Source organism: Candidatus Zixiibacteriota bacterium (assembly GCA_019038695.1).
In the GTDB taxonomy this organism is placed as follows: Bacteria; Zixibacteria; MSB-5A5; order GN15; family FEB-12; genus B120-G9.
Window position 1 is genome coordinate 45,071 of the sequence record JAHOYZ010000031.1, and the last position, 10,815, is coordinate 55,885.

The following is a 10,815-nucleotide window of genomic DNA, read 5'->3' on the forward strand; positions in this document are numbered from 1 at the left end:
AATGTCAGGACTGGAAGGGTCTCCTGATCTACTTCAGAAGCAGCATCTTTCGCGTGACGGATTCAACGTCGGAGCGCAGTCGATAATAGTATATTCCACTGGCGACCGGGAGACCGTCATCATCGGTCCCTTCCCACATTATCTGGTGCTCACCCTCAGAGAAGAACGCCACATGGCGGTACACTTGTTCGCCGAGTACATTAATAATCACCAGTTCTACAGTCTCAAACTGAGAGACATAGAAGGGAATCGCCGTACCGGTGTTGAACGGGTTGGGGTAGTTCTGATACACCGTGAAACGGTCGGGCAGCCCCGGTTCCGTATCCGATTTGGTGGGCAAATTGTCTAGAATCGTCAGATCGACGGGATAGCCTTCGTAGGTCGCGAAAGACGCATCAAGCAACTCACTTCCTGGGGGATAGGACAGGAGCAAGCCGCTGGAGATGTACTCAGATCCAATGTCGTATACCAACACATGAGTGGCGCTGTCATCAAGTCGGTAGGCGTATTTCATACCCATCTGATCGGCGAGTAGCGTCGGAGATATTACACCATTGAATACGAGGTATGCCGCACCGAGAGGCCAATCGGTCTGGATTCCGATATTTGTTTCTTCAACCATCATACTCACCGGAGTTATTGGCGGGTCTGGTGGATAGGGGAGAGCGTCGCCGACAATAATGCGGATTTGATACACAAAATCCTGGATTGTAAGAGTTATGCCGTCTTTGTTCACGTCGGATTGTGAAATCTGTGCTTGTTGGTTATCGAAGACACTCAAACCGTAGACGAAGTAGTTGGCATACAGCACGGCGTCGGCGATCTCGTTGGCAATCCCATTGATATTGATGTCGCCCCGGTTAGCCTCAACTGAGTCGCAGCCGATTATGTCAATGCCGCCATTGATGAAGTCGACATAGCGAATCGGGGTTTGCACAGCACCTTCGAGGCAGATGTTTGGCGCTCCAAAGTAGGTTGGGAGGGCTGCCTCTGGATCAGTCAACTCGCTACCGTAATCGTAATCGAATACAAAGCGAGAAACCCCTGTCGATATCGAATACGGGTTCTGATCATCGGTCCGATGAAAGGTCATGACATTATCGCCGCAATCCTCCCAATAGAACCTGATGGGAGCATAATAACACTCATATGTGCGATCGTCGGTGACAAGGAAGTCCATGGTAAACAGCGTGAACGGCTTGGTCTCAAGGTTGTAACAAGTGGGATGATACGGGCCATTATTAGTTTCGGCCATACCGAACACTCGCAGCCGCCCTCGAGCACCTCCAGGTTCCTCACCGGGGAGGTAATTGTAGCGATAAGTGAAATACTCCCAATCGCATGCTTCGTAAATCTCACCTTCGGTAATTGTTTGGAAGGCCATGGCTGAGGCATTGAAGACAATCAGAAGATCGAAGCCGAGTATGCCGAAATCGCCTGCCTCAAGCGTGACGTCGATGTACTCATGCATACCTTGCAGGCTGTTGTGAGTCTTTTCGATGCGGAGAACGTAGGGTTCGGGAATGACGGATTCTGCGCGAACGTTGAAGAAAACCTCACAATAGCTCGTGTCCTTACCGTCAGTGGCTCCGCAGACGATTCTAAAGACCTTTCCGGTATCCGGTGCCGTTGCTTCAAGGTGTAGGATACCGGCCTCTGCGTAGTGAAGCCAACCCGATGGTTCGGGTTCTACTGCAGCAATAAAATTCGTGGTAGGGTCGCACGGATCTATGTCGTGCGAAAAAATCCATATGGTGTGGTTGCCAAGCCCGTTGAAGTCATACCATGAGCCGCACTCGCCAATATTGGGAGAGAGAGTGGGAACAGAGTTCGTAACGGTCACATCAAAACGACAAGCTTTACTACCAGTTGTAATGTTCCGGCCTTCGACAGCCGCGATTACGACCGTGTAGGTCATGCCTGATTCTTCTATAGAAGGACTCCATTCCCAGACACCGGTGCGAGAATCGACAACGCCAGGACCTGACAACACACGATACTTGATCGGGCCAAGCCGGACATCAGGCACGAGCACACGGCTTTTCGCTTTGACCGTAGCGGTGAATGTCTCGCAGTGCGAACCGGACATGTCGTCGGGTCGTTCGGTCCATTCAGGCGAGCGGTAGTGCTGGCCCTGGATGGTGGAGAGCGGAATGACGACCGCAACAAGTAGTATCAATAGGCAGACGAGCGTGTTTTTGTTCATTCGATTAGCATCATCTTTCTGGTATGAGTCTCATCACCTATTGTGATTCGATAGAAGTATATCCCACTGGCGACTGGTTGGCCTGCATCGCTTGTTCCATCCCACGTTAACACTTGGTCGCCTTCGTAGAAATGCGAGGCTTGATGATGGACCTGTTGTCCGAGCATGTTGTAAATCACCAATTCGACAGTTGTCGATTGCGGGACATAGAAAGGAATAGTCGTGCTGCCGTTGAACGGGTTAGGGTAGTTCTGGGCTGGTGCTTCTGATCGGAGCATGATCATCGACCCGACGGTTGACTCACCATCAATTGTGACGCGATAGAAATACACACCGGGGGATACAGGCTCCCCTGAGTTATTGGTTCCGTCCCAAGTGAACTTGGTGGAGCCAGCTTCATAGTGCCCGGTCGTATCGTAGACCAATTCCCCCAGTATGTTGAATATCTCCAGGGTTACATCATTTTCGGTCATCAGGTACACTGTTATGGTCGTAGAAGTACTAAATGGATTTGGGTAGGGCTGGTATATGTAGTTCTGTGCATGCCATTCCTCAATTCGGACCGGCTGGCCCCTCCAGGTGGCGAGTTCGAGGTTCAGGACATTACCGTTGGGTCTAAGAAACGGACCTTGGATTCCCTGGTTCCACTGAAAACTGTAAACCAGCACACGAGTTATATCCTCCTCAGCATCGTAGGCGTAACGCATTTCAACTTCATAGTCCATCAGTTCCGGGGTCGCGTTTCCTTCAATGATTATATGTGCAGCCCCCAACCAATCGCCCAAGTCAATATAACTTCCAATTCTCACTCGTACCGTCGCCTGTTTCGTCCCCCGATAAAACCAGTCGCCGTTAATGTATCGAATATTGCACACAAGGTCTGCCACAGAAAGCACATCTCCGTCGCCGTTGATATCGCTTACCAGGGACTGAGCTTCGTAATCCCACAATACATCAGGTCCATAGACGAAGTAATCCGTGTACAGTACGGCATCAGCAATTTCAAAGGCCAACTCATTCAAATTAAGGTCGCCTATTTTGTGGCATGGCGAATCCTCGCAAAGAATGACCTTGAATCGACAAGCGTCATTACTAGTGGTTATCATTCCGTCTTGAGAAGCGGCGATCACGACTGTCTGGGTGTCGCAATCTGTGAAATAAGACGGTCGCACATATTCCCACTCTCCGGTTGCCGAGTTGAGTGTGCCGGGCCCCGAGCGGAGTTGGTATCTGATCGGACCGATTCGGACGTCCGGCACCAAAACTCGACTGCGAGCGCTCACTGTGGTGCGGTAAGCGCCGTCTACGCATGGCACGAACTCCCCGGGAACATCGACGAATTCCGGCGCTCGCCGGTGAGAAGCCTGAGTTTCAGATACAGTCAAGAGGGCGAAGAGAATGAGACATCCCACCAAATAGGTCAAAATAGGTGTTCTGTCTTTCTTTGAGTTATCGACTTCAGCGAGGTATCTTTCTTTTGGCATGTCAAGTCCCCTACATAATGTACACTTGCTTCAATATAGCAGATTGCCGGGTATTGTCAATCGGGCATAGACGCGACGATGTCGCAGAAAAAACTTTCCCCACCTGTCAAAAGACGTAGATTGTACCAACGGATAAGAACAATGTACGACGATTGAGAGGTATTCAGGTCGTCCAATGGCGAAGCAGAAAAAGGTCAAACAGAAACGAGTTAAACCACAAATTCTCAAGGGATTCAAGGACTACCCGCCCAGCGAGCAGATTGCCCGCGAGAGGATGATCGGCAAGTTGCGTGAGGCTGTCGAGATGATGGGCTTCCTGCCACTGCAAACCCCATCGCTTGAGTTCGCTGGGACGTTGCTGGGGTCTCACTACAATGAGGATTCACTGGCGGAACTATTTGGTTTTACCGGTCCCGACGATGTAGACATGGCTTTGCGCTACGAGTTCACGGTCTCGCTGGCGCGATATGTAGCGGGTAATCCGACCCTGGCTTTACCGTTCAGGCGTTATCAATACGGAAATGCCTGGCGCGTGGATAAGCCGGGTCCGGGGCGGTACCGCGAGTTCATGCAGTTTGACATTGATATTGTGGGGACGGTTAATCTGCTGGCCGATGCTGAGATCATTGCCGCTATGGTGACGATGCTTGAGCGTATCGGTATCGAACGGTTCAGGGTACGCTATAGTGATCGCAAGATTCTCAATGGCTTGATTGAATATGCCGGTATCCCGACCGAGCAGGGACCGGATGTTATGCGCATAATCGACAAACTTGAGAAACAGGGACGTGAGGCAGTGATCAACGAACTCGGTCCGGGACGTACCGACAAATCGGGCGACAAGATCAAAGGTCTGGGGCTTGAGACGGATCACATTGGACAGATTGAGAAATTTCTCGATATTGCATCATTACCCAATGACAAACAACTGGAATCTGCCGAGCAGATGCTGGGGGATATTGAGGTTTCTCGGGTCGGCATAAATGAATTGCGTGAGATCCAGGGCTACCTTGAGGCAATGAATATCAGCAACGACAAAACCGCTGTAGATCTGACTATCGTTCGAGGTCTTGGCTATTACACCGGTCCCGTGTGGGAGACGACGCTTCTTGATTTACCAGATTACGGTTCGATTTTCAGCGGTGGCCGGTATGACAATCTGGTCGGGCGATTCCAGGGACAACAGGTTCCGGGGACCGGGTCGTCGGTCGGGCCGGATCGACTGCTAGCAGCACTTTTGGCGACGGACAAGGTTGATATGCAAACGGCTACTTCAGTCGTTCTGGTAACAGTCATGGATCGAGACAGATTGCCGGACTATTTACAAATCGTTCGCCGGTTGAGAGAGGCGGGGATTGCATCGGAAGTCTACGCTGGCGACACAAAGAACCTGACCAAACAGATCAAGTATGGCGACAAAGTCGGAATCCCGTTTGCGGTGATTGCCGGTTCTGATGAGTTTGAAGCGGGGACGGTGACGGTGAAAAATCTCGCCGCCGGGCGGGACAAGGCCAAAGAGACAACGGATCGCGAGGAATGGCTGAAAGCTGATGATATTCAGCAGACAATTCCGCTTGATACACTTGTGGAATATTTGCATGCAAATCATCAGCAGTAGGACATTGTGCCAGACGGAGATCGGCAATGATCGAGTTCGGGTGGAATAATTTGTTATGACAGACAATCAAGTTCTGGCAGGGATAGATATCGGGGGGACATCGGTCAAGTTTGGTCTTTTCGACACAACCGGTAAGATTCTGCACAAGGAAAGACGCCCGACGATGCCTGAAAAAGGTGCCACAGTGCTGATGCATCTGGTTACCAATATCGCTGAGCGATTGTTATATTTTGCCGCCGAGGAAGATTACGATGTTCATCACCTGGGTGTTGGTACTCCGGGAGCGGTTGATTTCAATGCTGGTAAGGTCATTGGTACCTGTCCCAATATAGATGGCTGGCAGGGAATGGAGATTGCGACAATTCTGAAGGAACGGCTGAACATGCCGGTCTGGGTTGATAACGATGTCAACGCGATGGCGCTATCGGAGTTGCATTTCGGTGCCGCTCGTGGGGCGAAATCGGTTGTGTGTGTAACAGTGGGAACCGGAGTTGGCGGAGCAGTTATGTTCGACGGCAAGCTCTGGCGTGGAGCTAACCATAGTGCCGGCGAACTGGGACATATGAGTATTGACTACGATTCGCCGCAAGTACATTCCGGCATTCCCGGTAGTATCGAAAGTTTCTGTGCCTCCAAAGCGATAATCGGACGACTCAAGGAAGCAATGACCGATGGTATGACACCCGCCTTTGAGAAAGTGCTCGACGGGGATTTGTCGCACCTGACAATCCGTAAACTGTTTGCCGCCGAACGGGCGAGGGATGAACTGGCAATCTCGACTATTGATGAAGCCGCGCGTTATCTTGGCACAGGCCTCGCCGGGGTCGTGAATCTTTTGAATCCGGAGGTCGTAGTGATAGGCGGAGGGATCGCCGAAGGGGGAGTGCGGTTTGTCGAGACTGCGACCGCGACTATCAGGGAACTGGCGTTCGACTCGGCGGTAGAAAAGCTAACTGTGGTGCGCGCCTCGCTTGGCAACGATGCCGGTTTTGTGGGTGCAGGCCTTTTAGGTGAGATTGGCTGATGAGTAATGACAAGGAGAATATCGGTATGAACGAGAAAACAAATGAATGTCCGCTTGTGTTCAAACTCAGCTATTGGTGGGCGTTTGGAATGGCGACGGTTTTTCTGCTGTATGGCGGAGTTAATATTGTCCTGAGTTTTCTTGACCACAATTTCAAGGACATCTCGCAATCGATTATTTTTCTACTGCTCGGCATCCTGCTGTTGATTGTGGCCTATGCCTACAAGGGACTCAAGCCGTGGGGATGGTATGCTCAGATCGTAATCAACGGCCTGATTGTGCTTGGGGCGTCTATTGGTTTTGGACATTATGAGAACATTATTCTGTTGATATTGGCGGCTGGGGCGTTGGTGTCACTTTTTTCTTCGGAGACAAAAGCTCATTTGGCGGGAACGCGCTAAAATAGACATTGACATCGGTCGAAAAGGTAGTTAATTGGCCGACTGTAGACGATCTATGGCGCCCTAGCTCAGTTGGTAGAGCAACGGACTGAAAATCCGTGTGTCCCCAGTTCAATTCTGGGGGGCGCCACTTTTTTTGAAACGCCGTTAGGCGTTTTTTTGTTGGGGGGAAGGAATTCTAAGAGTGATAGCTCTTGTAGGTCGGGTTCCGGTTCGTCTTCGAGCCGAAACCCGACATCGACTTGCACAGTGTCGGGTTTCTCATTCGTCCATCCGCTATCGCGGACTATCCTCATTCGGAACGCCGACCTACGAATAAAGCGGTTGACAAGGGCAATTGTCGAAACTGAAGAAAGTGTCGACCTACTCGGAGAAGCAGATCCTTTGGTTTGTCATTCCTGCGCACGCAGGAATCCAGGCTTATCGTTGGCTGCGAATACTGGGCCCCTGCTTTCGCAGGGGAGACAATGGTAAAACACCTTTTCGGTAGGATGAAAAGGATACGAACCTCAACTAATACTTGCAACAGAACAGATCAATGGCGAACTTATCCACAGAAGACAATAGTGGCCTCAGGACAGGATCATAGTGGAGTACGAACGGCGAATTATCATCACCGGTGGAGCCGGGTTTATCGGATCAAACCTGCTCTTACATCTGGTCCCCAAGTACTCCGATACGCTGTTTATCAATGTCGATTGTCTTACCTACGCAGGGAATTTGTCAAACCTCAAAACAATCGAGTCAGCCGACAACTACACTTTTGAGCATATCAATATCTGTGACTTCGCCGCGCTGGAGGATTGTTTCAAACGACATCAATCAACCGGGTTAGTTCATCTTGCCGCTGAGTCGCATGTTGATCGATCAATTATGGGGCCAACGGCGTTTATCGAAACCAATATCATTGGCACCTTTAATCTCCTCGAATTATCTCGACGCATGATGGACAACAACCGAGCCAATGGCCGTTATAGATTTGTTCATGTTTCTACCGACGAAGTTTTCGGATCGTTGGGAGAGACGGGGTATTTCACCGAAGAAACGCCCTACAATCCTAACTCTCCATACTCGGCATCGAAAGCATCGAGCGATCATTTGGTGCGGTCGTATGGTCAGACTTATGGGCTGGATGTGGTGACGACAAACTGTTCCAACAACTATGGGCCATATCAATTTCCGGAGAAGTTGATTCCGTTGATGATCCGCAACGCCCATGCTGGAGTCGCGTTGCCTGTTTATGGTGATGGTCGATATATTCGGGACTGGCTCTATGTCGAGGATCATTGCCGCGCGATTGACATTGTGCTGCACAATGGACGCACGGGGGAGACGTACAATGTTGGTGGCCATAACGAAATCGAGAATATCAAACTGGTGCAATTGATTTGCGAAACATTGGACGAGTTGCTTGGTGGCGGTCCACGTTCGGATTTGATTGAGTTTGTCAAGGATCGCCCCGGACACGACCGCAGGTACGCAATCGATGCGAGCAAGATCGAGCGTGAGCTTGGATGGACACCGAGTGTGACATTTCAAGAGGGTATCCAAAAAACGATCAAGTGGTATCTTGCAAATGAGGCATGGCTGGAAAACTGTATCACTGGTCAGTATCGTGAATACTATGAGAAGATGTATGCCAAGCGATAGGAAACGACAGCCATGAGCAGCAACATCAAGAAGGGGATAATCCTGGCCGGTGGCAGTGGCAGACGGCTTTATCCTGTAACGCAAGTGGCGTGCAAACAACTGATGCCGATCTATGATAAGCCGATGATCTACTATCCGCTGTCCACGCTGATGTTATTTGGGATCACGGAGATATTGATTATATCCACACCGCAGGACATGCCCAAGTTCGAGCAACTATTCGGTGACGGGCACCAACTGGGTCTCAATATCAGTTATAAGGTGCAGGAGAAGCCGGAAGGGATCGCGCAGGCATTTCTTATCGGCGAGGAGTTTATTGGTGATGACGGCGTCGCACTTATTCTGGGAGATAATATATTCTACGGTGTGTATGATTTTCTCCGGGATGCTCAATCATTCGATGATGGTGCGCTTGTTTTTGGCTACTATGTCAAGGACCCGGAGCGATACGGAGTGGCCGAGTTTGATGATGACGGACGGATTCTTTCTATCGAAGAGAAGCCACAACAACCGAAATCCAATTACGCCGTGACTGGGCTTTATCTTTATGACAACGATGTCGTTTCGATTGCCAGGGGACTGAGCCCCTCCGATCGAGGGGAGCTGGAAATAACTGACATCAACCGAACGTATTTCGAACGTGGTAAACTTCAGGTAGTCCGGTTGGGACGAGGTATCGCGTGGCTCGATACGGGGACTCATGAGAGCCTGCTGGACGCGAGTAATTTTATCGCTACGATAGAAAAACGACAGGGACAGAAGATAGCTTGTATCGAAGAAATCGCTTATAGAATGCATTTCATCAATCGCGACCAGATGAACGCGCTGCTGGAAACGATGGGAACTAGTTCCTATCGCCAGTATTTGCAGGATGTTGTCACCGAGGTAGACGGTGACCGATCGTAAGATACTCGTAACGGGCTGTCGCGGGCAGTTGGGAAGCGATTTGATGCGAGGTCTTTCGGCTTATTATGATGTGAGTGGTATTGATATCGAAAACGCCGATCTCACTGACGCCAATTCAGTCAAACGTGCCATTGAAAAACAACGGCCGATGGCCGTGCTTCATACGGCGGCTTTCACTGATGTAGACGGTTGTGAATCGGACCGTGACCAAGCTATGGCAGTTAATGCCGACGGCGCTGAGAACGTAGCCCGAACGTGCAGTGCAATTGACGCCCGGATGATATATTATTCGACCGACTATGTTTTCGATGGTGAGATGAAATTGCCCTATGTGGAATCAGATATTCCTGATCCGAGGACGGTGTATGGACAGAGCAAACTTGAAGGGGAGAGACGAGTTGAAACTATTCTTGGTGATTACGTTGTCCTTAGATTAGCGTGGCTCTATGGAGAACAGGGTGGGAACTTCGTGCGTACAATAATCAAAAAGGGCTACGAACAGCAACGAGCGGTACAGCGTGGTGAGATCATTGAACCACTAAAAATCGTTGATGACCAAATTGGCAATCCGACCTGGACTGTTGATGTTGTGCGTCAGACTCGGACCATACTGGAAAGCGACTTGACAGGCGTTGTACATTGTTCATCAGAAGGGGAGACGTCCTGGTATGGTTTGGGGCAGACGGTTTTTAAATATCTGGGAATGCCAGTCCAAGTACGACCGTGCAACAGCGAAGAATATCACAGCCCAGCCTCTCGTCCAAAGAGATCAGCGCTGGAGAATAGGCGCTTGCATGAGTTGGGACTGAATCGTATGCGCCTTTGGCAAGTTGCACTGAAAGAGTTTCTATCAGGCAGCAAGGAGAAGTTGTTTTCATGCCATGTGAAATAGAAGGGATCGAGGTTCGCGATTTGAAGCGACACGATGATGACCGGGGTTGGCTGGTCGAGTTGTTTCGTCAAGACGAGGTGGATGAGAACGTTTATCCGGTTATGAGTTATGTTTCTCTCACTCGTCAGGGAGTGGTGCGCGGCCCGCATGAGCATAGAGAGCAAACCGACTTGCTGTGCTTTGTGGGGTCATCAACCTTTCGTTTGTACTTGTGGGACAACAGAAACAACTCCTCGACGAGCGGGAAATACGCGGAGATGGAGTTTGGTGAGAATCACTGGGCGACAGTGATTATTCCGCCAGGTGTGGTTCACGCGTACAAGAATATAGGATCGCGCGATGGCCTAGTCTACAATGCCCCTAATCGCCTGTATGCCGGAGAGGGACACAACGAACCTGTTGATGAAATCCGCCACGAAAACGACACAGGATCTAAATTTCATATCCGGGACTGAATTTGCCAGGTTTATGCAATATTGGGGTTGATTTTTTGACTTTAGTATGTTTATTGTGCTCTGAGTTTCGGTCGTAAGGTCGATACTTTCCATATTGGTGGGGTTCCCGAGTGGTCAAAGGGAACAGACTGTAAATCTGTCGGCGAAGCCTTCGGAGGTTCAAATCCTCCCCCCACCAC

9 protein-coding genes and 2 tRNA genes are annotated in these 10,815 nt (G+C 50.2%); 9 read left to right on the forward strand and 2 right to left on the reverse strand.

Translation table 11 applies throughout. The annotated features are described in order from the left end of the window. Window positions 1–28: 28 nt before the first annotated feature. Both KOO62_10695 and KOO62_10700 read right to left on the reverse strand, forming a co-directional pair. Window positions 29–2,206 carry a T9SS type A sorting domain-containing protein gene (locus KOO62_10695; GenBank protein MBU8934461.1) on the reverse strand — a complete coding sequence of 726 codons (2,178 nt, stop codon included), beginning with the start codon at window positions 2,204–2,206 and terminating at the stop codon, window positions 29–31. Then, on the reverse strand, window positions 2,203–3,690 hold the full coding sequence (locus tag KOO62_10700; protein MBU8934462.1) for a T9SS type A sorting domain-containing protein: 1,488 nt from the start codon (window positions 3,688–3,690) through the stop codon (window positions 2,203–2,205). The genes KOO62_10695 and KOO62_10700 overlap by 4 nt, the downstream gene beginning before the upstream one ends. A gap of 175 nt (window positions 3,691–3,865) precedes the next feature. Between KOO62_10700 and hisS the strand changes: the two genes are divergently transcribed. The 9 genes from hisS (at window position 3,866) to KOO62_10745 (ending at window position 10,814) form a co-directional block, all read left to right on the forward strand. Continuing rightward, a complete protein-coding gene (hisS, locus tag KOO62_10705; GenBank protein ID MBU8934463.1) occupies window positions 3,866–5,308 on the forward strand; it encodes a histidine--tRNA ligase in 1,443 nt (480 codons plus the stop codon). Between the two features lie 55 nt (window positions 5,309–5,363). Beyond that, complete coding sequence (locus KOO62_10710; protein ID MBU8934464.1) at window positions 5,364–6,332, forward strand: ROK family protein; 969 nt, start codon at window positions 5,364–5,366, stop codon at window positions 6,330–6,332. A 26-nt stretch (window positions 6,333–6,358) separates the two neighbouring features. Continuing rightward, window positions 6,359–6,733, forward strand: a complete 375-nt coding sequence (locus tag KOO62_10715) for a hypothetical protein (GenBank protein MBU8934465.1) — start codon at window positions 6,359–6,361, stop codon at window positions 6,731–6,733. 57 nt (window positions 6,734–6,790) lie between these two features. Further along, a tRNA-Phe gene (locus KOO62_10720) sits at window positions 6,791–6,863 on the forward strand. Between the two features lie 458 nt (window positions 6,864–7,321). After that, window positions 7,322–8,383, forward strand: coding sequence for a dTDP-glucose 4,6-dehydratase (rfbB, locus tag KOO62_10725; GenBank protein MBU8934466.1), 1,062 nt, complete (start codon window positions 7,322–7,324; stop codon window positions 8,381–8,383). 12 nt (window positions 8,384–8,395) lie between these two features. Next, a complete protein-coding gene (rfbA, locus tag KOO62_10730; protein ID MBU8934467.1) occupies window positions 8,396–9,289 on the forward strand; it encodes a glucose-1-phosphate thymidylyltransferase RfbA in 894 nt (297 codons plus the stop codon). After that, window positions 9,276–10,181, forward strand: a complete 906-nt coding sequence (gene rfbD, locus KOO62_10735) for a dTDP-4-dehydrorhamnose reductase (protein ID MBU8934468.1) — start codon at window positions 9,276–9,278, stop codon at window positions 10,179–10,181. Before rfbA ends, rfbD begins: the two co-directional genes overlap by 14 nt. Next, window positions 10,166–10,636, forward strand: coding sequence for a dTDP-4-dehydrorhamnose 3,5-epimerase family protein (locus KOO62_10740; GenBank protein ID MBU8934469.1), 471 nt, complete (start codon window positions 10,166–10,168; stop codon window positions 10,634–10,636). Before rfbD ends, KOO62_10740 begins: the two co-directional genes overlap by 16 nt. A 96-nt stretch (window positions 10,637–10,732) precedes the next feature. Further along, window positions 10,733–10,814: transfer RNA gene (locus tag KOO62_10745), tRNA-Tyr, on the forward strand. The last annotated feature ends 1 nt before the right edge of the window (window position 10,815 follow it).

Bases quoted from the DNA above. Each gene is read 5' to 3' on its own strand.
- KOO62_10740 (MBU8934469.1), top strand. From the start codon at position 10,166: ATGCCATGTGAAATAGAAGGGATCGAGGTTCGCGATTTGAAGCGACAC.
- KOO62_10695 (MBU8934461.1), bottom strand. From the start codon at position 2,206: ATGAACAAAAACACGCTCGTCTGCCTATTGATACTACTTGTTGCGGTC.
- KOO62_10710 (MBU8934464.1), top strand. From the start codon at position 5,364: ATGACAGACAATCAAGTTCTGGCAGGGATAGATATCGGGGGGACATCG.
- KOO62_10700 (MBU8934462.1), bottom strand. From the start codon at position 3,690: ATGCCAAAAGAAAGATACCTCGCTGAAGTCGATAACTCAAAGAAAGAC.
- rfbA (MBU8934467.1), top strand. From the start codon at position 8,396: ATGAGCAGCAACATCAAGAAGGGGATAATCCTGGCCGGTGGCAGTGGC.
- hisS (MBU8934463.1), top strand. From the start codon at position 3,866: ATGGCGAAGCAGAAAAAGGTCAAACAGAAACGAGTTAAACCACAAATT.
- KOO62_10715 (MBU8934465.1), top strand. From the start codon at position 6,359: ATGAACGAGAAAACAAATGAATGTCCGCTTGTGTTCAAACTCAGCTAT.